The organism is Glutamicibacter arilaitensis Re117, assembly GCF_000197735.1.
Classification (GTDB): domain Bacteria; phylum Actinomycetota; class Actinomycetes; order Actinomycetales; family Micrococcaceae; genus Glutamicibacter; species Glutamicibacter arilaitensis.
Window position 1 is genome coordinate 352,001 of record NC_014550.1, and the last position, 24,519, is coordinate 376,519.

Below are 24,519 nucleotides of genomic sequence, written 5' to 3' on the forward strand. Positions count from 1 at the left end.
TGAACATAAAAGTATGCCTGGCTTAGCTTTATGCGAAGCCAGGCATATTTTATTCGTGGGCGATCAGCCCAGCAGCGAGTCGCTGTCATGCTTGACCGGTGCAGCTGGACGAACCAGCAGCTTGAAGAGCAGGGCGAGCAGCACCAGCCATGCGATGCCGGTGTACAGGGCTACGCGCGTGGCTGGGCTCAGTGCCAGCAGCACTACAACGAAGACCATGAAGACCAACGCGATCCATGCGGCCACGGTGCCACCTGGCACAGCGTATTCCCGGGCGACTGCCGGTCCGCGGCCCGCCGCGGCTTCCTTGCGGCGCATCGCCAGGTACGAGGTCAGAATCATGATCCAGACCCATACGGTAGCGAAGGTGGCAATAGACGCGATGATGGTGAACAGCGCCTCTGGCAACAGGGCGTTGAGCACCACGTCCACCAGCAGCACGACGGCCATGATGACGACAGTCATCCAAGGCACGCCATTGCGCGAGATGCGTCCGAAGGATTTCGGCGCGTGGCCAATTTCAGACATTGCGTAAAGCATGCGTCCAGCACCGAAGGTGTCCGCGTTGATCGCGGAAACAGCTGCGGTAATGACCACGGCATTGAGCACGTGGGCAGCGGCAGGGATCCCCAAGCCGTCGAAGATCTGCACGAATGGCGAGGCCGAACCGTCGATCTGGCGCCAGTCGAAGAGCATCATGACTACGGCCAGCGAAGCTACGTAGAAGAGCAGGATGCGCCATGGCACGGTATTGATGGCCGCCGGTACCGCCTTGGCGGGATCAGCGGCTTCACCAGCGGTGATGCCGATGGTTTCAATGCCGCCGAAGGCGAACATCACCACAGCGAACGACAGCAGCAGGCCAACGAAGCCGTTAGGGAACAGCGTGCCGGCACTCATCAGGGTAGCCAGACCGGTAGCCGTCTCGGTATCGGGTGCGTTGAATCCGAAAATGATCAGGGCGGCGCCGCCAATGATCATGGCGATAATCGCGGTCACCTTGATGGCGGCCAGCCAGAATTCGGTTTCACCGAAGACCTTGACCTTCATCAGGTTGATCGAGGCGATCAGCAAGACGACGGCCAGAACCCAGATCCATTGTGCGACCTGAGGGAACCAGAAGCCCATGTAGATGCCGAAGGCGGTGACATCTGCGATGGCAACGATCGCCATTTCAAAGGCGAAGGTCCAACCGGTGACAAAGCCGGCGAAGCGACCCAGGTACCGCGAAGCGTAGTGAGCGAAGGATCCGGAAACCGGATGCTTGACAGCCATCTCGCCCATGGCGCGCATCACGATGAAGACGGCAGCGCCGCCGATGATGTATGCGAAGAGAACGGCAGGGCCGGCAGCCTGGATAGCGGAGGAGGAACCGTAGAAAAGGCCCGTTCCGATAGCTGAGCCGAGAGCCATGAAGCGGATGTGGCGGGCGGTCAGCCCGCGGGCGAGAGACGCCTTTATTTCGTTCACGATAGTAAAGCTCGGATCTTAGATGGGGTGCGTTGGGTTGGGATGCCCCGCATCTCGGGCAGGGCACAGCCGTGAAGAATCTTATGTGCTTTAGGGTTTTAAGATGCACTATAGTGTCACAGATCTATGGTGAGCTTGGCCACCAGCTTGTATCTTCCGCATTGGTTCCGGTGGGACAATGGCCGTATGAAACTTGGATTCGTCCGCCACGGACAGACACAATGGAACCTCGAAGGCCGACTGCAGGGCTCCAGCGATATTCCGTTGAATGACACCGGCAGGTCCCAGGCCCGCGAAGCTGTGGGCGTACTCGATGGCGGCCAGTGGGATGCGATCGTTTCCTCGCCACTATCGCGTGCCCGCGAGACGGCACAGATCATCGCCGAAGGGCTGGGCCTTGAACTGGGCCCGAGCTATGACCTGCTCATCGAGCGCGACTACGCGCAGGGCGAGGGCATGGTGGAAACCGAAGCGCTGGCCCTGTGGCCAGATAAGCACGGCGGCGGAATCGAACCGCTGGAATCCGTGGTCGACCGCGGGCTGCGCGCCATGGCACAGATTGCGTCCGACTACCCGGGCAAGAACGTTGCGGTGATCTGCCATGGCACCATCATCCGCTACACGCTCTCGCATTTCGCCGGCTACAAGCTGGACACCATCCGCAATGGCTCGGTGGCCATAATCGGCAATGAAACCGGCAAATGGCAGCTCGAATTGGTCAACGACCAGGTGCCTGAACAACTCGCGCGCTAAGCAGCATTAGCTGCTTGCGGGCACGATCCGGCGCACACTGGAAGCCAGCTGCGAATCGCGCTGCCTGTTCTTGACCACCGCAAGCCAGGAGCCCAAGGCCATATAGGCCTTGGAACGGATCTTCGGCGAGGAGAGGAACACATCGTGCAGCGCGCCGGGAAGGCGCACCAGATGCAATTCCCGGCCCAAGTCGATGCTCCGCTGGGCCACGGCCTGGACATTCAATGCCACATCGGCACGGGTGGCGGAATCGTTCCAGCGCGGCAGCAAATAGTCTTCTGCCGAGAGCATCACCAGGGTAGGCATCTGCAAGTCCAGCCCCTTCTTCACCTTGGCCTGCGCATTGAAGACCGCGGAAATGAACCCGGCGGTGAGCTTGAAGCCGTTGACCGGACGCCAACCCAGATCGTAATCCCACTCGCCGGAAAACTGGCTGGAGACCGTACGGGTATAGAACCCGGGATCCACGCTGGGCAAGAAGCGGTGCGGGTTGCGGGTGCTGGCCACCTGCATGATCCGGGCCAAGGCCGTGCGCCCGATTTCGCTGGCCTGGAATTCCAGCCAAGGGCTGTTCAATGCCAGCGCATCAACTTTCTGCGGGTCGGCTGCCGCGTACAGCGAAGCGCTCAACCCTCCGGTGGAATGGGCGAGCAGGACAAAGCGGGTGCCCGGGTGCGCGCTGGAAATGATGCGGTGGGCCGCGTCGAATTCCTCGAAGTACTCCTCCAGATCGGTGGTGAACCCGGGGCTGCTGAGCTCGGCGATTCCGGTTGCCCGGTCCACCGGCAGGTTCCGACCGTAGTGGCGCAGGTCCAGGGCGTAGAAATCGGCTCCGGCATCGGTGAGGAATTCAGCGAGCTCTTTTTGGAAGAAGTAGTCCGACCAGCCATGCACGTAGAGCACCGCGATGCCGCGCAAAGGCGGTGGCAGGCGCAGCGATTTGCGTGCGCGGTGCCGGATCAGCGTCGCGGTGGACCCGTCGGACATCGGCAGCGGACGCTGCGAGAACTGCTCGCCGAGCAGGTCGGGCTGCCAAAGATCTTCGGCCGGGTTCTTGAACTGGAAGGCCATGACTATAGGGTATCCATTTCCGGGCACAAAAAACGGCATCCTCCAGTTGGAATGGTTGCCAACTGGCGAATGCCGTTTCTCGTGGCCGGCGTTCAGGGACGACTGTTTTCTGCCGGCCGGGTCTTTACCACCTAGCCTGCCATTTCCAAGGTGCGTGCCGGCGCATCCAGGTAGCGCAGGTAGGCGTTCTTGGTCAGGAAGGTCGGGAAGTCATCGCGCAGTGCGCACGCTTCGAAGATCTCCACGGCTTCCTCGAAGCGATCGCCTTCGAAACGCTCCAGGTTATCCATGGTCTCTTCGGTCAGCTCCTGCACCCAGCGGCGGGTGATGATCTCGCCCTCATCGGTGATGGCCGACTGGTGGATCCACTGCCACAGCTGCGAACGGGAGATCTCAGCGGTAGCAGCATCTTCCATCAGGTTGCGCAGCGCCACAGCTCCATTGCCGCGCAGCCAGGACTCGATGTAACGGATGCCGATGTCGATATTGTCGCGGATGCCGCGTTCGGTGATCTTGCCGGTGACGCTTTCAACGTTCAGCAGGGCCGGGCCGGACACCTGAACATCTTCACGGGTGCGCTGCAGCTGGTTCGGGTTCTCGCCGAGCACTTCGTCGTAGACCTCGCGGGCCACCGAAACCAGGTCCGGGTGGGCCACCCATGAACCGTCGAACCCGTCAGCGGCTTCGCGGGCCTTGTCCTCGCGGACCTTGCCGAAGGCAATCTCGTTGATCGAAGCGTCCTTCCGGTTGGGAACGAAAGCGCTCATGCCGCCGATGGCCGATGCGCCGCGTCGGTGGCAAGCCCGCACCAGCTGCTCGGTGTAAGCCCGCATGAACGGAGCGGTCATGGTCACGGTGTCGCGATCCGGGAAGACGAATCGCGGGCCGCGGGAACGGAAGTTCTTGATGATCGAGAAGATGTAGTCCCAGCGACCTGCATTCAAGCCCGAGGAGTGCTCGCGCAGCTCGTACAGGATCTCTTCCATCTCGAAAGCAGCGGTGATGGTCTCGATCAGCACGGTCGCGCGAATGGTTCCGCGTTCGATATCCAGCAGGTCCTGGGCCATGTTGAAGACCTCGTTCCACAGCCGTGCTTCCAGGTGGTTCTCCAGCTTCGGCAGGTAGTAGTACGGACCGCGGCCGGCTGCCAGCAGGCGCTTGGCGTTGTGGAAGAAGTGCAGTCCGAAGTCCACCAGTGCCCCGGACATCGGGGTGCCGGCTACCAGCAGGTGCTTCTCTGGCAGGTGCCAGCCGCGGGGACGGACCACGATGGTAGGAAGCTCGGTCAGCTCGTAGCTGTTCAGCTTGTATTCGCGGCCATCGGGTGCGGTGAAGTCCAGTTCCTTGTCCAGGATGCGGATCAGGTTCACCTGGTTCTTGATGACGTTCTGCCAGGACGGCGAGGAAGCATCCTCCATGTCAGCCAGCCACACCTTGGCGCCGGAGTTCAGCGCGTTGATCGCCATCTTGCGTTCGATCGGACCGGTGATTTCCACGCGGCGATCTTCCAGCCCCGGAGCGATCGGAGCGACCTGCCATGAATCATCTTCGCGAATTGCCCGGGTCTCGTCCAAGAACTTCGGATCGCGTCCATTGGCAATGCGGGCCCGGTTGACCTGGCGGCGCTGCATCAATTCGGCGCGGCGCGGTTCAAACGCGGTGTGCAGAGCCGAAAGGAAGTCCAGGGCTTCGCTGGTCAGGATTTGCTCCTGGTAGCGAACGGGGGTAGCGGTAATGGTGATGTTGTTCAGGGTGATTGGGGAGTTCATGGCAGCGTCCTTAAAAACTTGAAAGTGGTGTTGGTGCCAGCCAGCGCCGTTGCCGGCTGGCACCATCGACCCGTCAGGGTCTAATGGAATTGGCCTTCTTCGGTGGATCCCACCAAAGCCAGGGTGGAGGCGTTCGGGTTCAACGCCGTGGAGATTGCGTCGAAGTAGCCGGTGCCGACTTCGCGCTGGTGCTTTGTGGCGGTGTAGCCGGCAGCTTCGGACGCGAATTCGCGTTCCTGCAATTCGACGTAGGCGCTCATGCCGTCCTTCGCGTAGCCCTGGGCCAGATCGAACATCGAGTGGTTCAATGCGTGGAAGCCGGCCAGGGTGATGAACTGGAAGCTGAAGCCCATGGCGCCCAGTTCGCGTTGGAACTTGGCGATGGTGGCATCATCCAAGTGCTTCTTCCAGTTGAACGATGGCGAGCAGTTGTAGGAGAGCATCTGGTCAGGGAAGTCCTTCTTGACCGCTTCGGCGAACTTGCGGGCCAGTTCCAGGTCCGGGGTGCCGGTTTCCATCCAGATCAGATCCGAATACGGGGCGTAGGCCTTTGCGCGGGCGATGCATGGCTCGATGCCGTTGCGGACCTTGTAGAAGCCTTCGGGGGTGCGCTCGCCGGTGATGAACTGCTGATCTCGTTCATCGACATCCGAGGTGATCAGGGTGGCTGCCTCGGCGTCGGTGCGGGCGATGACCACCGAAGGGGTGCCTGCCACGTCGGCGGCCAGGCGGGCCGCGTTCAGGGTGCGGATGTGCTGCTGGGTCGGAATCAGCACCTTGCCACCGAGGTGGCCGCACTTCTTCTCGCTGGCCAGCTGGTCTTCCCAGTGGACACCCGAAGCGCCGGCGGTGATCATGGACTTCATCAGCTCGTACGCGTTCAGCGGGCCGCCGAAGCCGGCTTCTGCGTCAGCGACGATGGGGACCATCCAGTCCTCGACGCTGTGGATGCCTTCGGAGAACTCGATCTGGTCGGCACGCTGCAGTGCGTTGTTGATGCGGCGCACGACCTGCGGAACCGAGTTGGCCGGGTAGAGCGACTGATCCGGGTAGGTCTGGCCTGAGAGGTTGGCATCTGCTGCAACCTGCCAGCCTGAAAGGTAGATGGCTCGCAGTCCGGCCTTGACCTGCTGGACTGCCTGGTTGCCGGTCAGGGCGCCCAGTGCGTTGGTGTAGCCGCCGGTCGGGGTTTCCTCGGTGAGCTGCTTCCACAGCTTCTCGGATCCGCGCTTGGCCAGGGTGTGCTCTTCCTGGACCCGGCCCTGCAGCTTCACGACGTCGGCAGCAGTGTAATCGCGAGTTACGCTGTTCCAGCGAGGGTTGTTTTCCCAGTCGGTCTCGATGGCTGCGATGCGGTTGTCGATCGAGGTTTCGTTGGTGTTCTCGGTAGTCATTGCCTTGGCTCCTTCGCACAAGCTGCGGGTTCATGCTGATCGGTTGGTGATCTTGTGAACTTCTTCGTGACAACTACTTTTCCGCAGGTGCAAGGGGTTCAACAGAGTTTTCAAGGATTAAGATTTGCACTTCTTCGCAGAAGCGGAAATTTTGCACTTCTTGCGGCAAAAGTGAGTCAAAGCATCGAAAAACGTTGAAATTAGCCGAAATCCCTGAGAAGAAGAATGAAACTTACCAGTCTTGTCGCCGGGGTGAGCAAGGAATATGGCCATTCAGGGATTCTGTGATAATCCCTGAATGGCTAGTGGGTTGGCTTTTCTTGGAGGAAGTCAAGTCCGCATGCGCCATTTGTGCCGGTATGGACCCAGTGGAAAACGTGAAGTTTCCGAGTCTGGGGGATTAGCGGGCGGTGCCAGGCGGATGTGAAAATCCGTTGCGGCCAATGGCTGATGGTGTTCATTGGAGCTGATTTTGGGCGCGAAGATTTACGGATCTTGCGAAATCAGCTGATTGAGCTGCGACGGGCTAGGGGAGGTCGAAAGAAACCACGGCCATGAAGCCGCGGCCTGTGATGCGGGGGTCGTCGGCGTCGGAACCAACGACGGTGTCGCGCAGATTCAGCGACTGCTCATTCTCGCCGAGTAAGAGCTTGGCGGAGCCTTGGACCAATACGCCTAGCTGTCCATCAAAGAGATGCTGTTCGCGCTTTTTGGACAGCTCGACAATGCGAACGGTGGGCCGTACCTGCTGTGGAGTGGCAGCTACGTGCACGATGAGCAGTTCCTCGGTGGGCTGGCTCGCCTCGACAGGATTTGCGGTTTCAAATTTCAGCGGACGCAGAGGTTCCAAACCGTGCTGCTGCCCGTCGACATCCAGCTGCACGAAGTCACCGGCGATCAGGGTGAAGACTTGGGCCGAAGGTGCCGGAGTGAAACTTGCGGCCTTCTCGATGGAGCGAATTGAAAGCTGCCAGGTGGCTTCGCGGGGTTCGCTAGGCTGCAACGTACCATCTTGCGCGAGAACGCCGCTGGCAATGAGCCGGACCTGTCCCAGCTCCCACTGCTTCTTGGTGCTCTGCGCCAATTCGAAAATGGAACCTGGTGCAAAAGATGCCTGTGCTTCGCTCATAGTAAGAGTCTACTTGCCGATGACCAGGCGAAGTTGTTCCACTAGCAGGGAGGTGGACAGGGAGGCATCGAGGATTATCCAGCCGTGCAGTTGCGCCAGGCGAAGGTATTCATCTCGGCTTTCGCTGAGATACTCCAGAGTTTCGTGGTCCTTGCCCCGAGAAACGATTCGCTCATAGGCAAGGTGCGGATCAATATCTAGAAGGATAATTCGCGCGCACTCGGTACTTTTGGCCGCCAACCAGGGCAGGAGTAGTCCCGATGGATGGCCGCGCAAGCGCCGAAGCACCAATTGGCAGTACAGGTGCCGGTCCATCACGCTGAGCCCGCCAGAGTGGGCAGCGGAAACCATGTTGCGTGCAACGTTGAAGCCACGGATGGAAGTTTCGAAAAAATCTTGGGTGAAAGTCGGGAACGTGATTCCCGATCTGCGGCAAAATTTGGTAAGCCAGCTGCGGGCGGCGGCATTGGCAAGCCTTCGCGCGCGAATGCGTTCGTTGAGCAGTTGCCGTGTCAGGGCTTCGATGAGGGTACTTTTGCCTGCACCATCTGGGCCGAGGATTACCAAAGTCTGGGGTGGATCGTGGCCATGGCTTGTGGCCGGTAGCGGGCGGGTGGAAATTGCGTGCATGGTGCTCCTTCTTTAAGGTCGTTGTCCTTTCAACGTATGGGTTGCGGTGAAGATTCCGCTCGGTCGCTGTGCGTTTGATGGGAGAAGCGCAGCGAGAGAACAGCGAAGAATCGGAATTATTTGACTCTGAAGCTTTGAAAAACGGCGGACTGGCTGATTTGAAGATGAAGATCTAGAAATTTTCCTGATTCTTGGCGTAGCCTTGTCGTGTGACTGCAACCACATGGAATCGCTCAGTGAATTTTTCCGGCAACGGCGCTGGCAGCGAGGATACAGAACTTGATGCCATTGCTCTGGGGCGGAGAATCCGTTTTCTGCGCAAGAGCAAGCAACTGACCTTGGATGATGTCTCGACGCTGGTTGATACCGCGCCGAGCCAGCTGTCGTTGATCGAAAATGGCAAGCGCGAACCAAAGCTATCGCTGCTCAAGTCCTTGGCCGGGGCCTTGGGCGTGGGAGTCGATGACCTGCTGGGCACTGAACCGCCTTCGCGTCGCGCCGCTTTGGAAATTGAGCTGGAACGCGCCCAACGCGGTCCGCTGTACGAGTCCTTGGGGTTGCCTACCGTTCGTGTGGGAACACGGTTGCCGATGGACGTTCTGGAATCCTTGGTGGGACTTCAGCATGAATTGGAACGCCGCCTCAATGAGCAGGCCGCTACCCCTGAGGAAGCACGTCGGGCCAACACAGCGTTGCGCCATGAGATGCGCCAACGCAACAACTACTACAAGGACATTGAGCAGGAAGCCACCAAGGTCCTCACGGCTGTTGGCCACGATTCGGGACCGCTCTCGCATCACCGTGCAGCGGACATCGCCGAGCATCTGGGGTTCAGCCTGCGCTTCGTGGGGAATCTTCCGCATTCCACGCGTTCGGTCACTGATCAGAAGAACAAGCGCATCTATCTCACGCAGGCGAACCGCTCGGAACACGACCCGCGATCAGTGTTATTGCAGGCGCTGGGGCATCATGTGCTGGGGCATAAGACCCCAACCGATTATTTTGATTTCCTCTCGCAGCGAGTGGCGACGAACTACTTCGCCGCGGCGTTGATGATGCCCGAAAAATCTACCGTGGAATACCTGCAGCGCGCCAAGAACAACCGTGAACTGGCCGTCGAGGATTTGCGCGATGCATTCGCTGTGTCCTATGAATCGGCGGCTCACCGGTTCACCAATCTAGCCACCGAGCATTTGGGAATGACTTGCCACTTCCAGAAGGTCCATGAATCAGGCATCTTGCACAAGGCCTATGAGAACGATCGGGTGAACTTTCCTGCCGACCATACCGGTGCCATTGAGGGCCAGAGCATCTGCCGGTATTGGACCAGCCGTGTCGTCTTCGAGCAGATGGATAAGTTCCGCTCCTTCGAGCAGTACACCGATACCGTTAACGGGACCTTCTGGTGCACGGCGCGTACCGAACGCCATTCCTCGGGGCTGTATTCATTGTCCATCGGGGTGCCCTTCGAACACGTGAAGTGGTTCCGCGGGCGCGACACCAAGGAGCGTTGCCAGTCCACCTGCCCAGATGAGAATTGCTGCCGCCGTCCACCGGCTGACCTGTCCAACCAGTGGTTTGGTAATGCGTGGCCAGCTATGCGCGCCAATACCCACCTGTTGGCGGCCATGCCAACTGGTGCGTTCCCTGGCGTTGACGAAACCGAGGTCTACCGCTTCTTGCAAAAGCAGATGGGCTAGAGCCGCAGAGCTAGTCGGTGTGCTTGGCAATAAAGGCGGTAGCCGCATCAGCCAGCCACGCGCCATCCTGGGCAGCGCTGCGTCCTGAGCGGGCCACCTTGAATGAGTGGTTGCCGCCTTCAAACCAGGAAAGTTCGCTGTGCTGGTTCAGCTTGCTGGCAACTTCTTCCATCTTTTCGGGGGTGGCAAAAGGATCGCGGGTACCTTCCAGGAAGAGCATCGGCAGATCCAGTGGATACAGGTGCTCATCGCGCAGCTTCTCTTCCTTCTTAGGCGCATGCAACGGGTAGCCCAAGAAGATCAGCCCTTGCGCGGGCATGCCCTCGGCAACGGCTAGCGAAGCCATGCGCCCGCCGAAGGATTTTCCTGCAGCGAAGATCGGCAGGCCTTCAGCCATGTTTTCTTCAACCCAGTCGCGGACTTGGCGCCACACGGCTATGGCTGTGGGCGCCTTGTCCGGGAACTTCTTTCCAGCATCCATATACGGAAAATTAAAGCGCAGGACGCTGGCGTCGAGATTTGCCAGGGCCAGCGCAAAACCGGCCATGAATTCATGGTCCTTGCCGGCGCCCGAACCGTGGGCGAGCACCACTACGGCTTTCGCGTTTTCGGCGGGGTCCCAGAGGGCGCTGAGTTCCAGCTCTTCGAATGGAATGGAAAGTTCTTGGGTCATGCTTTCCAGCCTAGGGGGCCGAAGGGCCGGGGGCTGCCCATGACAGGAGAAGTACTACATTTCCCAGTCTTTGCGCAGTGCGACATCCACGTCTTCCCCGTCCCGGGCAACGACCTTGAGCTTCTGGACTTTTTCGCCGGTTGCTGCCTTGCTGTTGATCTTGATCATCATGTTCGAGGAGACAAAGCTGGAGGCAGGCATATCGTAGGTCCCGTCCATCCAGGGGCCGTCGTCGATAGTGACCACCAGTTCCCCGAATGCCGGTGAATGGACCTTCGAGATGTAGGCGTGGGGGTCATCGGGTATGCAGCTGCGGTAGATCTCCAGCTTGGTGATCTCGGCGCCGCAGAATGATTCGTAGGTATCGTTCATGGCCGTAATCCACTGCGTGTATTTCTCATCCGCCCAGGCTTCGCGGTCCTTGGGATCAGCCCCGGTCCTGGCTCGGGAATAGGTTCCCGAATTCTTCCCATCCTCAGTGGAGAACGTCACCGATTCCAGCTCCGGGGAGGCTTCGCCCACGCTTTCAAACATGATTCGACCCATGAGGCGCAGCTCATCTTCACGGGTTTGGTGAGGCTCAGGTGATTGAACGCCGAACTCCATGCTGTTGTCCAAGTAGATGTTGAGGGCACCGGGCTCCGGCGATTCCCACGAAGTCATCAAGTTGTAGGGGTACAAGAATCCCTTGGTCGATTTGATGCCAGAGTTCTCTTTCCACATTTCAATCTTCGAATCGGCCCATGCTTGGCCGGAACTCGGCGAGGCAACAACCGGGGAGCTCTCCGGCGCGGCAGGGGTCGCAGCTTCTTCAGCCAGCGTGGAGGAGGCAGCTGCCGCACTCATGGATTTGGTGGGCGTCGGCGTGGATGGATTGTGCGAAGATCCGGCTGCGGAACAGCCGGCAAGGAACACAATAAGTGCACAGATGGCAAGGACCGACCGAACGCGCAAGAGAACTCCCTAACTTGTCATGAACGGCCAGTCTATACAGGTGAAGTGACGGTTTGGGGCTACTGCGCGAATCTGGCGAAGACCCGGATCACGCCATGCTCGAATTCTGCTCCTTCGGTCAGCCCCATCGACTCGTAGAAAGCCCGCTGCTGCGGCATGTCATCGGTGATCAGCACCAGCTGGCGCACGTGCTGGAATTTTTGCAGCACGGCATCGAACAGGGCACGGCCGATCCCGCTGCGCTGTGCGGAGGGGCGGACCAAGATGTCCTGAACGTAGCAGATGGTTGCGTTATCAGAGATGACGCGGATCAGCCCAGCGAGCTGTTGCTGTTGGTCGTAGGCGTAAACGGCGAAGGTGGAGTTCGACAATGCCTGGATCAGCACTTCTGGATCATCGGTGTACGCGCTCCATCCAACGGAGTCATACAGCGAAAGGATCTGTTCTCCAGGCGGGAGCTTGGTGGTGGACAGTTCCAAATGCGTTCCTTTTGCAAAACAAGTGAGGGCTATTGATCATGCGGGTCGGAAATGCAGAAGACAATACCGTAGGGATCGCGCAGCACGCTCCACCCGAAGTCTGGATCATCGCAGTGCTCTTCGAGCCGGGTGGCACCGGCCTTGACGAAGATCTCGACTTCCCGGGCACGATCGCTGGTGGCCGACAAATCCAGATGGACCCGATTCTTTCCTGCGGTCACTTCCGGCACCTTCTGGAAACCCAGCATCGCGCTGAATCCGGGAACGCGGATCATGGTGAACCCCGGGTACTGTCCCGCGTACTTTCCGCCCAGCACCGCGCGCCACCATGCGGCCGCGGATTGCTCGTCAACTGTATCGAGGGTAATCATGCCGATTTGAGCCATGCACCAAAGCTACCGGGAGTTCTCAGGCTTAGCTAGAGGTCACCGGCAAAATGCGGCCGACAGGGATGGACGGATCACGAGGCGAACCTAGGGAATCGGGAGGAAGCCGGCCTGTGCATAGAGGCGGTGGGCCGCGGGCGAGGTCCCCTCACCGACGCGCAGGCTCAGCGTACGCGCACCCTGCTCTTTGCAGGCGAGCATCGCAGCGGCGATCAACGACCGGCCCAGCTGATGGCCCTGGTGCGCAGGTGCGGTAAACAGATCGATGATGAACGGGCCGGAGAGCTGTTCCTCCCAGATTGATTCAGCAACCACCATGATTGCGCCTACCGCTTTCCCTTTTCGCACGGCCATGAATGATGCGTTTTCCAGGACCTTGCCGTATTCCTGGGTGAAAGTGGATGCCATTTCTTCGCGTGCCTCGGCACGTGAAGCTGCGGCCATACCGGGCGGATAAGCGGTGAAGTAGGCGTCCGCCAGATCCAGTGCGCGGGCAGGATCCAGCGGGAGAAGCTGGGCGTAGGAGCACTCGGGGGAGGAGATGGCAGTGTGCTGCAGGTGAGCCTGCAAAAGGTCTGAAGGCATGGCAATTCCGTTCATGGTTCTTCGAAAAAGGGAAAGCAAGAAGCGCTATGAACGGAACATGGCAACAACCTACCATCGCGCTCGCCGGAGGCTCAATAGGTGCAAAAAACGGGCTTGCCCGGCCCGGACGGCAGTCCAAGCCGGGCAAGCCCGTTTCCCAGTTCTTCTGGATCAGTTGCCGAAGTAGCTCGGCACCTGCTCGCTGTGCGCAGGCGGAGTCGGCATTTCGGCCTTCTTCTGCACGCTCAGCTTGTTAGCGGCGTAGTCCACCAAAACGGTGTCGCCGGCAGCCAGCGAATCATCGATCAGCAGATCGGCGATGGCATCTTGCACCTTGCGCTGCACCAAACGGCGCAGCGGGCGGGCACCGAACTCGGGATCGTATCCTTCGCTGGCCAGGAACTGCACGGCAGCGTCGCTGATTTCCAGCTGCAGTTCCTGATCATTCAACCGGGCCTCGGTTTCAGCGATGACCAATTTGACGATCTGGCTAATCTCGGACTGCGAGAGCTTGGAGAAGAGCAGTACCTCATCCAAACGGTTCAGGAACTCGGGACGCATGAACTCGCGTACCTTGCCCATGACCTTGGCGCGGACCTCGTGGGCCTCGCTGGTGGCGTTGGTGGAGGTGAAACCGAAGTTTCCGGCCTTATTCGCCAAATATTCGCCGCCGAGGTTGCTGGTCATCAGAATCAGCGTGTTGGAGAAGTCCACGGTGCGTCCGGCCGAGTCGGTCAACCGGCCGTCATCGAGTACCTGCAGCAGCACGTTGAAGACATCCGGGTGCGCCTTCTCGATTTCATCAAGCAGGATCACCGAGTACGGGTTGCGGCGAACCTTCTCGGTCAGCTGGCCGGGCTCATCGTGGCCGATGTATCCCGGAGGGGCACCGATCAGGCGTGCGACCGTGTGCTTTTCTCCGTATTCGCTCATGTCGACGCGAAGCAGCGAGTCGGCTGAACCGAACAGGTTGGTGGCCAGGGCCTTGGCCAGCTCGGTCTTGCCGACACCGGTAGGACCCAGGAAGAGGAACGAGCCGATCGGGCGGCCGGCAGGGGACATGCCGGTGCGGTTGCGGCGTACCGCGCGGGCCACGGCAGACACCGCGTCCTTCTGGCCGATCACCGAGGCATGCAAGGACTCTTCCAGCGAAGCCAGCCGGGTCTTGTCATCTCCGGTGATCCGCGAGGTCGGGATGCCGGTGGAGCGGGAGATGACCTCGGAGATCTGGGCTTCATCCACCACGCGGGTGATTCCCGCGTCGCCGGCTTCCTCGGCGGCCGTGATCCGGGCAGTCAGCTCGGTGATGTGGTCGCGCCAGGCGCTGGCATCCTCATAGCGTTCTTCCCCGATGGCCCGGGACTTCTCGCGTTCAGCATCCACCAGCTCCGCACGCAGGGACTGCACGTCTTCGGTATCGCCAGCGGCAATCGAGCGCCGTGCACCAGCAATGTCGATCAGGTCGATCGCCTTGTCGGGCAGCTGACGGTCGGTGAGGTATCGGGCCGAGAGTGCCACCGCGGCCTTCAGAGCCGCAGGGGTGTACTGCACCTGGTGGTGGTCTTCGTAGGATTCACGCAGGCCTTCCAAGATGGCCAAGCTGACTTCCTCGGACGGTTCGGCAACGGTGACCTTGCCGAAGCGGCGGGCCAGAGCGCTGTCCTTCTCCACCTTGCGGAATTCATCCAGCGTGGTGGCGCCGATCAGGTGCAGCTCTCCACGAGCCAAGCGCGGCTTGAGGATGTTAGCGGCATCCATATTTCCGGATTCTCCGGAGCCGGCGCCAACCAGCAGGTGCATTTCGTCGATGAACACCAGGACTTGGCCCTCTGCGTCTGCGATTTCCTCCAGCAGCCCGGTCAGGCGCTGTTCAAAGTCACCGCGGTAGCGCGTTCCGGCCAGCATGCCCGGGAGGTCGATGGAGATCAGGCGGGATCCGCGGATCTGTTCCGGGACCTGGTCATCCACGATGGCGCGGGCCAGGCCTTCGGCGATGGCTGTCTTGCCTACGCCGGCCTCGCCGATCAGTACCGGATTGTTCTTGGTGCGGCGGGCCAGGATTTCGACAACCTGGTCCAGCTCGTCGTCACGGCCGATGACCGGATCGATCTGCCCATCAGCGGCAAGCGCGGTCAAATCAGTTCCGTAGCGTTCGAGCATGGAAACATCTGACTCCTCCGAGCCCTGTTCCTGCCCGCCATTTTGGGCCCGCTGAGCCTGCTCCATGGCAGCTTGCTGCAGGGACTGGCCGGTAATACCGTGTTGCGCGAGCAACTGGCTGACCGGCGACTCCGGGTTGAAGACAAACGCAAGGAAGAGGTGATCCGGGTCGATATAGGTCGAGCCATAGTTTCGTGCCACTTGGTATGCGTCGAAGAGGCTGCGCTGGGCAGAAGAGGAAAGGCGGGTTGGCTTCTCTGCCTTTTCCTGGGACTTGGGCATGCGAGCGATGGCGTCTGCACCTAGAGCATCGATGTCCACGCCCATGGCACCGAGGTGTTCGCCGATTGGTTCGGTGCGCAACAGTGCCATGAGTAGGTGCAGGGAATCAATCTCGTCATGGCCGTGCTCATGGGAGATTGCGGCCGCGGTGGCTACGGCTTCGTGGGTTCGAGCCGAAAGCAGGCGGGTAATGTCGATGGGACGTGCTGCCTGGGCCCGAGCAGAGAGGAACCGAGAGAGGAATTCCTCGAACGAGCCATCTGACGGTGCGCCGAAAAATGCTGGCAAGTGAGCCTCCTTGTAGAAACTTGAGCGGTCTATGCTCATGTTCAACGCATATGGCGCGCAATTATTCCCGCATCATGCGCGCTGAGGTGTGGAAGAGGCTGACTTCACAGGTGGGGTGGGATTCGATGGCTAGTCCCTTGGGATTTCAATAAGTCCCATGCGCGTAGCTGCGACCAGTGCTTGGACTCGGTCGCGAACATCCAGCTTTACGAAGATCTTCGCCATATGCGTTTTAACCGTTGTCTCTGAAATGGCCAACGTTTTGGAAATCTCCGGGTTATTAAGCCCCTTGGCTAGTAGCTTTAGAATCTCAAATTCACGATTAGTGATTCCCAAGTCGTATACGAGTTCCTGAATATCTCCAGAATTATCCCGATACGCTTCACGAACAGCAGAAACTAAATCGGAAGAGACTGACGGCGAAATGGCCGCGGTTCCCTGGTGGACGGCATGGATAGCACGAATAATTTCGTCTGGTTCAGAGTCCTTCACCAGATATCCACTGGCTCCCGCGGTTAATACCGGGACCAAATATTCATCAGAAGAAAAAGCAGTAATAGCAAGGACCGAAGGGCTGTCTTGTACGGATTTGATTATCTTGGTTGCACTAACTCCGTCCATGATTGGCATCTGTAAATCCATGAGAACAACGTCCACATGATTGTCCTTGCAATAGTCGACTGCGGCCTGGCCATTTTCTACAGAATTAACCATTGCAATTCCGTGAGCTGTTGCTAGGATTGTGCCCAACGCGTGCCGAATTAGAGGTTCATCATCGACAATAAGGACCTTTATTTTTTCCATCTGATTCCTTTGTTTCGATGCCTTATAGGCCAACGATCGGCCCGCTCACCTGAAAGTATATAAGTTGATCTGAACTGGGGTTTGTTATGAAGGGTTTGAAAATGCTGGCAGTAGCCGCATTAGTACTGGCACCATTGACCGCTGTGGCAGCTCCAGCATCTGCTGCGACCTCATCCGCTCAGAGCAGCGGCGCCGTGGCGACGCCGGCTGGTTTTGGATCTGCTTTCTCGGAATGGATCTGCAATCGCTATGGCGTCGGCTGCCCATAAAGCAGTGTATTTGACTTGATCATCAGCGCCGGGGGATTATTCGGCATATGAATGGACGAGTGAATGGCACCCTGACCAAGCTCTTCGCTGGTCGGGGTGTCATTGTTTGGACCGGTATTACTGTTCTGGTTGCAGTCTCCAGTAGTGAGTTCGTGACCCTGTTGGAAGAAGGGTTCAGCGGTTCGTCCGACGTCTCGGTTCGAGGCGCGTTGCTGGGGTTGGGGCTCTGCGTGATCCTTGCGCTGGGCCTGCGATGGCCTGCAGTATCCATCGGATTGTTCGTGGCTGTTGCCTATTTCTTCCTCACCGATAGCTCCCTGTTTTTCTGGACTATCGTTTCGTTCATGATATTCTCGTCCCTGGCGGCGACGGCCAGGGCATTAAGTGTTAGGGCCTTGTTTCTGACCTTGTCTGCAGCCTGGATGGTGCAATTCGGTATTCAGTCAGGAAAAGATGCGGTCTTGCTCGTGGCGCTTGCCCCATTGGCGGCAATGGCCTTTTTCCTCACGAGGAATATTTACTTGCTGCGCGAGAAGAATGCTGTTGCCGTGCATCAAATGCAAGCAGTCAGGGAGCAGACGCGCCTTGCGGTCGACCGGGAGCGCAAGAACATCGCACGGGACCTGCACGATATCGTCGCGCATGACATTACTGTTGTGGCCATGCAGTCGAAAGCTGCGAAATTCGCTAACGACGGCCAAAAGGCCCTTGAAGCCCTCGATGTCATCGCCAAGTTGAGTACCGAGACCTTGCATGACCTCCGCCTGATGCTCAATGTCCTTCGTGCTGACGGGACCATGGCGGACTCCCTGACGCAGAATGTTGATAAACCAGCCGCCACGACTGTTTATGCACTGCAAGGGGCTGAACTGTTCGTCCAGCGTCTTAGAGATGCTAATTTCAAGGTGACCTCCGCCACGGACGAAAAAATTTCTGACTTGCCTCGTTCTGCGCAGACCGCGATTTATCGAGTCATGCAAGAAGGTACAACAAATGTGATAAAGCATGGTCTGACTGGTGGAACCTGCACCTTCAATCTCATAGTGAGCGGCTCGGAGGCAATTCTTGAAATTGCTAATCAGATGAGTAATTCAAGGAAGAAGTCCGGTGACCTTCCAAGTGGCGGCACGGGCCTGATTGGCATGGGCGACAGGATGAGTGCGTTTGGTGGAAAGTTTGCAACTAACGCCGAAGATGGGATTTGGAAGCTGCGGGCAAGCATCCCGCTCTAGCCCTTGCCCTCCTACTAAAGTATGATTTCGGATTTTCGCAGGACAGGATAAGTTAGACATGTATCGGTGAAGACCGATCACCAAGGAAGGTACTTGGTGGTGTTTTGCGAGTGGCATCACGAAGGATCCCAAAGGTGATTAAAAGGTACGTTGCATTAGTGAGAACGGACTGATCTTTCATCGGCGCTGTGCCCCCATCGCACGCCGTTGTCCGTCAGCAATGCAACGTACCTTTTATAACTTAACTTCCACTGACTCTACTGAGAGCTGTCTCGCGCCTGGGGTCGGAATGAGCTTGAATGGCGGGGCGTTGAGCCTAGAGAGAGAATTTCCCGTCTTGAAAGCGAGCGAGCATGAGCATCCAGGTAGAAACCAATCACTATGAGTCGTTGACAATTCCTCAGGATGCTGCGGACCAGCTGTTCTTCGATGCTCGTAGTGCGAACTCATTCAGCGATGAACCGGTTTCTGACGAAGTGCTCGATGCCATCTACGAAGCAACGAAGATGGGTCCGACGATGATGAATAACCAGCCGCTGCGCATCACCTGGATTAAGAGTGAGCAGGCGCGTCAGGCCATCGCAGGATCCATGGCCGGCCGCAACGCTGAGAAGGCTCTTTCGGCCCCGGCTCTGGCCGTTCTGTCTTTCGACACCGAATGGCATGAAGAGTTCGAGAATTTCTTCCCTCATGCACCGGAACGCAAGGAAATGTTCCAGGACCTCGCGATGCGCACCGCGGTTGGCAACAATAACGCGTGGCTACAGGCGGGGTACTTCATCATGGGTGTGCGTGCCGCCGGTCTGGCAGCTGGCCCGATGGGCGGCTTCGACAGCACCGTCGTTGACGCAGCGATTAATGCTGAGAACAACCACAAATCATTCTTGATCGTGAATGTTGGCAAGCCAGGGGAGAACGCGTGGCATGATCGCCTGCCACGGCACGATGCATCTTTGGCCACACGCAGCGTCTAATCCATCAGCAAAAACGCCATGAGCGCGATAACTTTAATAGTTCTCGCGCTCATGGCGTTTTTGAAGCGTTAAGCGTCGGCGTCGCTGTCTTGCTGGGAATCGTTCAGGACGTGATCCGAAACCTTGGTCAGCGCACGCTCCAGCGAGGAGCGCAGTGCGACCGGGACGGTGATTTCTTCGTTGATCTCGACAAGGCCTTCGCGTTCAAAGACGCGTAGCAGCGATTCAACCTGAGGGACCACCTCTTCAAGACTGGCAATCAGGTGATGCTGTTCTGCAGGCAGATCATCCTCGCTAGGAACCTGCAGTGCAAACTCGGTACGTGGAGGAGTCGAAGATGCTGCATTGCTCAATACCCCGGCAACCATCTCGGCAATCTGTGCCTTGCCTGGCTTCTGAAGAGTATTAATCAGAATGTGCGAGTAGAGAACCTCCGCGATCAATTCCTTGACCAAGCGTGCTCCTTGGCCGCTGGAAGCCAGCAAGGCATCACTGAGCGACTCGGTTGGGGTCGCATTCGGTGCCTGGTAGCGCAGCATGGCCGTGCCAATCAGCGCATCCCAGTAAGCCGAGAGACGGGGGATATCTGCCAAGGAAGGAACGACCGTACCGTCTTCTGGCTCCCACTCAGACTCCTGTGGAACCTCCGCGGATTCATCTACCTTGACGAATAGTCCGAGTGCGCCGGCAGCGTCTTGCAACGTTGCGCCGGTCAGAACGCCAGCCGGGGTAGTTGGCTTTCCGTCGCCAACCCAGCTGATCAATTCGCGAGCGGCGAAAACGAATGGCATCGATTCCAAGATGCCATTGGCCTCTTCATCTTCGAGGTACGGCGCGACGATGGGTGAATCTCCGGCCATACGCGAGAGGAATTCGAAGGTCTGCTTGAAGTCATCTACGCTGCCGCCGAAATTGGCGGTGGTCCCCAGGAAAGTCAAGTAATGCTTGAGGATCGCGGCGCTGGCTTCCGAAACCTCTTTACCCAGTGAAGTCAGGTGGCCAAGCTGTTCGCCCAAAATGCTGGGGTCCAAGGTTTTGACGTCAACGCTCTTGCGCAGCTGGGCATGTACCGTCAGCAAAGTAGTCAGTCCCTCAAGTGCTGCGCGGGTCTCGCTGGCTGCTTGTCCTTCTTCGTGGAAATGGCGGAAAAGCGAGGACTTGAAAGGCTGAAGAGCTTGGCGTACTTCGGATTCGAAGGGCACGTTACTGGCGCCTGAACGGCGGGCTGGGTGGCCCTGGGCTGGCTTCTTCTTGGCTGGTTTACGTGAGGCCATATGAGTGAGGCAGTTCCTTAGAAATGACTGATCGCTGGGTTTGGCAATTCGCTTCCTTCCAGTTTACGCAGGACGCGCATATCGGGTTGATAGCTTCCAAGAATAGTGACGCCACCTATGGGGAAAGTTCCCATGTATCTCAAAGTATCTGTTGGAAGTTCGGTGGGATTGGATATTTTCTGCAGAAAACACAAAAGTTCCGGTGGTGTGGTGACGCTCACCGTGGAATCATCAGAACGCGTTGATTTTCGACGCAGATCGCGCGACAGTGATCACATACGGGCTCGTGTGGAGAGGCCGTCAAAATGCTTGGAGGTTGGATTGTGGCTGGAGTAACCGTGCCAGATCATGTCGTTGTTGTTGGTGCTGGCTTTGTTGGCTTGTCAACCGCTTGGTACCTGCAGGAAGCTGGTGTTAAAGTCACCGTCGTGGACCGTGGTGGTGTAGCTGCCGGCTCTTCATGGGGCAATGCTGGCTGGCTGACGCCGGCATTGACTTTGCCTATCGCAGAGCCTGCAATTTTCAAGAACGGCCTGAAGATGATGCTCGACCCGGCATCTCCGCTCTACATCCCGTTGAAGGCGGATGCCAAGCTGCTGCGCTTCCTCATCGGCTTTGCTTGGCACTCGACCCCGAGGAAATGGGAAGAAGCCATGCGCGTCTACTCCGAAATCGGAGCAACCGGGCTGGATGCTTTTGACGAAATTGCTCAGGCAACCACTGCAGGGCCGGGTGTGCAAGAGCTAACCAAGCCAGCAGATCCTTTCTTGACCGGCTTTACCTCCTTGAAGGATCGTGACGGGTTGCTGCACGAGTTCGAGATGATTGAGAAGACCGGAGGCGAGGTCGACTACGAATTGCTCACCGGTGATGAACTGCGCGGCATTGAGCCGACCTTGTCCAACAAGGTTGCTGCCGGCGTAGCCATCAAGAACCAGCGCTACCTCAACCCACCAAAGTTCATGGAATCGCTGGCCGAATCCGTAGTCGCCCGCGGAGGTGACATCATCGGCAACTTCAACGTCACCGATGTGCGTGATAACGGAAAATCGGTAACCATCATCGGATCTGAAGGACGCTCGATCACTGCTGATCACGTCGTGCTGGCTACCGGCGCATGGATGACCGACATGGCCAACAAGTTCGGTGTGAATGTCGTGGTCCAGGCGGGTCGCGGCTATTCGTTCACCGTTGAGCCTGAGGACATGCCAACGCACCCGATCTACTTCCCGGCGCAGCGCGTAGCCTGCACCCCGCTGGGTGATCGCTTCCGCATCGCTGGCACCATGGAGTTCCGCGACGTCAACCACAAGCTGGAGCCCAAGCGTATTGAGGCCATCGTCGCCGCTGCGACCCCGGTCTACAAGGGCATCAACTGGGAAAACCGCAAGGAAGAGTGGGTTGGTGGACGGCCATGCACCGCCGATGGCATGCCACTGGTCGGCCAGACTGGCTCTGCGCGCGTCTCAGTCGGTGGCGGCCATGGCATGTGGGGCGTTGCGCTCGGTCCATTGACCGGCAAGATCCTCGCTGCCCAGATCACCGGCCAGCAGGCCCCTTCCATTGCTCGGCACTTCAACCCGCTGCGTAAGGGTTTCTAGGCGTTTCGGTCCACACCCGGAACGAAAAAGAGAACCGGCTTGCGGTGCATCATTTCGATGCACCGCAAGCCGGTTTGTCTTTTGGGGATTCAGGACCACAATTCGCACAAGCGCTTTCGCGCCTCTCTCTGTCGTGAACGAAGGGCAGTGCCACGGGGTATCCCGGCTTGATGGCTGGGGTGCCCTTAAGAGGCTCTTCAGGATTGAGAGTGTAGCCACCTAAACCCAACACCCCGGATCCCGGGCATGTCGTCAATGCATTAAAAAGTCGAGGCCTTCCAGAAGAATGGAAGTTACCACACTAACCATTTCTAGAGACCTCGACTGTGCACCATTCTATCTATACCCCCGCAAATCTCACGACTTTCACCAACCTTGACGGACTGGGACTCACCGCCATCGGGCAGCGCCTCACGCCGAAGAAAGCTGAGATCCTCTGCCAAGTGACCAACCCTGACCCATGGTGCCAAACGTGCGGAACGCCCGGAAATCCACGCGATACCGTCACCCGGCGCCTGGCCCACGAACCGTTCGGATGGCGGCCCACCGTCCTGGTGATCAAGCACCGCCGCTACCGCTGCAACCACTGCCAACGAGTCTGGCGTGAAGACCTCAGCCAAGCGGTAGCGCCACGACAGAAAATCAGCCGGACCGGGCTACGCTGGGCTTTGGCCGGGCTAGTCACCCAGCACCTGTCAGTCTCACGGATTGCCGAAGGGCTCGGTGTCACCTGGAATACCGCCAACGAAGCAGTGCTGGCCGAAGGCCAGCGCCTGCTGATAGATGACCCAACCCGGTTCAACGGAGTCAAAGTGTTGGGAGTTGATGAGCACGTGTGGCGGCATACCAAAAGTGGAGACAAGTACGTGACGGTCATTGTTGACCTCACCCCGGTGAAGGCTGGCACTGGCACCGCACGATTGCTCGACATGATTCCCGGACGTTCCAAGGCCGTGTTCAAGACCTGGCTTGCTGAACGCGGTGAAGCATGGAAAAACAATGTTGAGGTGGTCGCGATGGACGGGTTCACCGGCTTCAAAAGCGCTGCTGCTGAGGAACTGCCCCAAGCCGTAGAAGTCTTGGACCCTTTTCATGTGGTCAAGCTCGGCTCCGAGGCGTTGGACCAGGCCAGACAACGAGTTCAGCGTGAACAATATGGGCGGCGTGGCCGGAAAGATGATCCGCTGTATAAGTGCCGGCGTACGCTGACTACAGGTTTATCGCTGGCCACAGAGAAACAGAAACAGCGCGTTGAAGACCTGTTCAACGTTGCGAAGCACGAGCCTGTGCAATTGGTCTGGAGCGTTTACCAGAGGATGGTTGATGCCTACCGGCAGAAGAAGCCCGAGATCGGGCGGTGGGCCATGGAGCAACTGATCAACGAGATCGGTACGAAGGTGCCCAAGGGTTTACCGGAGTTGAAGAAGCTCGGTGGTACGCTGCGCAGGCGGAAACCGGATGTCCTCGCGTACTTTGATCACGTTGGCAGTTCCAATGGGCCTACTGAAGCGCTCAATGGGCGGTTGGAGCACCTGCGGGGTATCGCTTTGGGGTTCAAGAATTTGGCGCACTATATTGCACGGTCATTGTTGGAAACCGGTGGCTTTAGATCGCGTTTACACCCTGAATCCTGAAGAGCCCCTTAAGATACTCGGTGCGGATCCGAATTTCAGTTCATCGGCAACCAGCCAATTTACTGGTGGCGAGTGGAAGTTCCTTCGAGGATGTGGCGATATCCCTGGGCATAGCTGGGATATTCGAGCTGTAATCCGCTAGCTAACAGTCGAGCATTATCCAGCCGCCGGTCCGCAGCACTACGTGTCGGCGCTTCGGAGGCACCTGGCGGTACGGGTAGGTCGAGTTGCTTGGCAAGGAACTCGTAGACCTCGCCGAGCTGAGCCGGGGCGCTGTCGCTGGCCAGATACAGTTCCGCTGCCTGCTCGCCAAGAGCGGCGACATGGACTATGGCTTGGGCCAGATCATCGCGGTGGATGCGATTGGTCCAGTGCGACTGTATTGGCAGCTGCGCAGTGCCTGAGCGAACTATGTCGACCAGGCGGGTGCGTCCCGGTCCGTAAATTCCAGAGGCTCGCAAAATGGTCACTGGCAATCCGCTGCCGGCGAGCGCGATTTCGGTCTGCGCCAAGACCTTCGAAGTCTCGCGGGTTGGAGCCAACGGCGCGGATTCATCGACCCATTGACCTGCTTCACCGCCCATGACGGCGCTGGAGGAGACGTAGATGAAACGTCGCAGCTTCGGGCAGTCCGCCGCGACGCGGGTAGCCAGCTCCTTGGCCACGTTCAAGTAGCTGCGTTGGTAGCCTTCAGCGTCGCGCGTGACCGGAACGGGGGTCAGTACCACGATGTCGGTTTCCGGGTCGATGGCCGGCCACTTAGCAGGCACGAGCAAGTCCACGCTGTGGCCTGTGAATAGGCCAGGGAGCTTGTCTGCCTGGCGGCGCCAGGCAGTGACCTCATGGCCATGGGCGTGGAAACGCAGTCCGGCTTCGGTAGCGACATCTCCGCAGCTGACCAGTAATACCTTCACGAGACTCCTTGGGTGCGTTGCAGTAGGTGGCGTGAATTCTTCTGCCTCTAGACTAGGACTTTGGCGGGAGTCGATCGAGTTGGCCAACCGTCAA

Annotated in this window: 22 protein-coding genes; 6 read left to right on the top strand and 16 right to left on the bottom strand. The window is 58.5% G+C overall.

Annotation, left to right across the window (positions count from 1 at the left end; genetic code table 11):
* Positions 1-63: 63 nt before the first annotated feature.
* Positions 64-1,470 carry an amino acid permease gene (locus AARI_RS02035; RefSeq protein WP_013347714.1) on the bottom strand — a complete coding sequence of 469 codons (1,407 nt, stop codon included), beginning with the start codon at positions 1,468-1,470 and terminating at the stop codon, positions 64-66.
* A gap of 186 nt (positions 1,471-1,656) precedes the next feature.
* Between AARI_RS02035 and AARI_RS02040 the strand changes: the two genes are divergently transcribed.
* On the top strand, positions 1,657-2,223 hold the full coding sequence (locus AARI_RS02040; RefSeq protein ID WP_041648331.1) for a histidine phosphatase family protein: 567 nt from the start codon (positions 1,657-1,659) through the stop codon (positions 2,221-2,223).
* A 6-nt stretch (positions 2,224-2,229) separates the two neighbouring features.
* Here AARI_RS02040 and AARI_RS02045 read toward each other — a convergent pair whose 3' ends face one another.
* The 5 genes from AARI_RS02045 to AARI_RS02065 form a co-directional block, all read right to left on the bottom strand.
* Entirely contained in the window at positions 2,230-3,294 is a 1,065-nt protein-coding gene (locus AARI_RS02045; RefSeq protein ID WP_013347716.1) for an alpha/beta hydrolase, read from the bottom strand.
* 131 nt (positions 3,295-3,425) lie between these two features.
* Positions 3,426-5,063, bottom strand: coding sequence for a malate synthase A (aceB, locus tag AARI_RS02050; RefSeq protein WP_013347717.1), 1,638 nt, complete (start codon positions 5,061-5,063; stop codon positions 3,426-3,428).
* 80 nt (positions 5,064-5,143) lie between these two features.
* On the bottom strand, positions 5,144-6,457 hold the full coding sequence (aceA, locus tag AARI_RS02055) for an isocitrate lyase (protein WP_013347718.1): 1,314 nt from the start codon (positions 6,455-6,457) through the stop codon (positions 5,144-5,146).
* 526 nt (positions 6,458-6,983) lie between these two features.
* Positions 6,984-7,586 (bottom strand): HutD family protein, encoded by a 603-nt coding sequence (locus AARI_RS02060; protein ID WP_013347719.1) that lies wholly within the window; start codon positions 7,584-7,586, stop codon positions 6,984-6,986.
* Between the two features lie 9 nt (positions 7,587-7,595).
* A complete protein-coding gene (locus tag AARI_RS02065) occupies positions 7,596-8,216 on the bottom strand; it encodes an AAA family ATPase (protein WP_013347720.1) in 621 nt (206 codons plus the stop codon).
* A 236-nt stretch (positions 8,217-8,452) separates the two neighbouring features.
* On the opposite strand from AARI_RS02065, the gene AARI_RS02070 reads away from it, so the two are divergent.
* On the top strand, positions 8,453-9,916 hold the full coding sequence (locus tag AARI_RS02070) for a helix-turn-helix transcriptional regulator (RefSeq protein ID WP_013347722.1): 1,464 nt from the start codon (positions 8,453-8,455) through the stop codon (positions 9,914-9,916).
* A 10-nt stretch (positions 9,917-9,926) separates the two neighbouring features.
* Here AARI_RS02070 and AARI_RS02075 read toward each other — a convergent pair whose 3' ends face one another.
* The 7 genes from AARI_RS02075 to AARI_RS02105 all read right to left on the bottom strand — a co-directional run bounded on the left by AARI_RS02075 (position 9,927) and on the right by AARI_RS02105 (position 16,527).
* Positions 9,927-10,589, bottom strand: a complete 663-nt coding sequence (locus tag AARI_RS02075) for an alpha/beta hydrolase family protein (protein ID WP_013347723.1) — start codon at positions 10,587-10,589, stop codon at positions 9,927-9,929.
* A 54-nt stretch (positions 10,590-10,643) separates the two neighbouring features.
* Positions 10,644-11,435, bottom strand: coding sequence for a hypothetical protein (locus AARI_RS02080; RefSeq protein WP_102598663.1), 792 nt, complete (start codon positions 11,433-11,435; stop codon positions 10,644-10,646).
* Positions 11,436-11,602: 167 nt separating this feature from the next.
* Positions 11,603-12,022, bottom strand: a complete 420-nt coding sequence (locus AARI_RS02085) for a GNAT family N-acetyltransferase (protein WP_013347725.1) — start codon at positions 12,020-12,022, stop codon at positions 11,603-11,605.
* A gap of 29 nt (positions 12,023-12,051) precedes the next feature.
* A complete protein-coding gene (locus tag AARI_RS02090; RefSeq protein ID WP_157867065.1) occupies positions 12,052-12,393 on the bottom strand; it encodes a VOC family protein in 342 nt (113 codons plus the stop codon).
* Positions 12,394-12,495: 102 nt separating this feature from the next.
* Positions 12,496-12,993, bottom strand: a complete 498-nt coding sequence (locus AARI_RS02095) for a GNAT family N-acetyltransferase (protein WP_013347727.1) — start codon at positions 12,991-12,993, stop codon at positions 12,496-12,498.
* A 171-nt stretch (positions 12,994-13,164) separates the two neighbouring features.
* Positions 13,165-15,723, bottom strand: a complete 2,559-nt coding sequence (locus AARI_RS02100; RefSeq protein ID WP_013347728.1) for an ATP-dependent Clp protease ATP-binding subunit — start codon at positions 15,721-15,723, stop codon at positions 13,165-13,167.
* Between the two features lie 129 nt (positions 15,724-15,852).
* Positions 15,853-16,527 (bottom strand): response regulator, encoded by a 675-nt coding sequence (locus tag AARI_RS02105; protein WP_013347729.1) that lies wholly within the window; start codon positions 16,525-16,527, stop codon positions 15,853-15,855.
* A 328-nt stretch (positions 16,528-16,855) separates the two neighbouring features.
* Between AARI_RS02105 and AARI_RS02115 the strand changes: the two genes are divergently transcribed.
* Complete coding sequence (locus AARI_RS02115; protein ID WP_013347731.1) at positions 16,856-18,028, top strand: sensor histidine kinase; 1,173 nt, start codon at positions 16,856-16,858, stop codon at positions 18,026-18,028.
* 353 nt (positions 18,029-18,381) lie between these two features.
* Positions 18,382-19,002, top strand: coding sequence for a malonic semialdehyde reductase (locus tag AARI_RS02120; protein ID WP_013347732.1), 621 nt, complete (start codon positions 18,382-18,384; stop codon positions 19,000-19,002).
* A gap of 68 nt (positions 19,003-19,070) precedes the next feature.
* On the opposite strand, the gene AARI_RS02125 is transcribed toward AARI_RS02120, so the two are convergent.
* Both AARI_RS02125 and AARI_RS19530 read right to left on the bottom strand, forming a co-directional pair.
* Entirely contained in the window at positions 19,071-20,276 is a 1,206-nt protein-coding gene (locus AARI_RS02125) for a hypothetical protein (protein ID WP_013347733.1), read from the bottom strand.
* 17 nt (positions 20,277-20,293) lie between these two features.
* Entirely contained in the window at positions 20,294-20,497 is a 204-nt protein-coding gene (locus tag AARI_RS19530; RefSeq protein ID WP_157867066.1) for a hypothetical protein, read from the bottom strand.
* 84 nt (positions 20,498-20,581) lie between these two features.
* Between AARI_RS19530 and AARI_RS02130 the strand changes: the two genes are divergently transcribed.
* Together AARI_RS02130 and AARI_RS02135 are read left to right on the top strand one after the other, a co-directional pair.
* On the top strand, positions 20,582-21,877 hold the full coding sequence (locus AARI_RS02130; RefSeq protein ID WP_013347734.1) for an NAD(P)/FAD-dependent oxidoreductase: 1,296 nt from the start codon (positions 20,582-20,584) through the stop codon (positions 21,875-21,877).
* A 326-nt stretch (positions 21,878-22,203) separates the two neighbouring features.
* Positions 22,204-23,511, top strand: coding sequence for an ISL3-like element ISAar23 family transposase (locus AARI_RS02135; protein ID WP_013347735.1), 1,308 nt, complete (start codon positions 22,204-22,206; stop codon positions 23,509-23,511).
* A 59-nt stretch (positions 23,512-23,570) separates the two neighbouring features.
* On the opposite strand, the gene AARI_RS02140 is transcribed toward AARI_RS02135, so the two are convergent.
* Entirely contained in the window at positions 23,571-24,425 is an 855-nt protein-coding gene (locus AARI_RS02140) for an NAD(P)H-binding protein (RefSeq protein WP_013347736.1), read from the bottom strand.
* Positions 24,426-24,519: the final 94 nt, after the last annotated feature.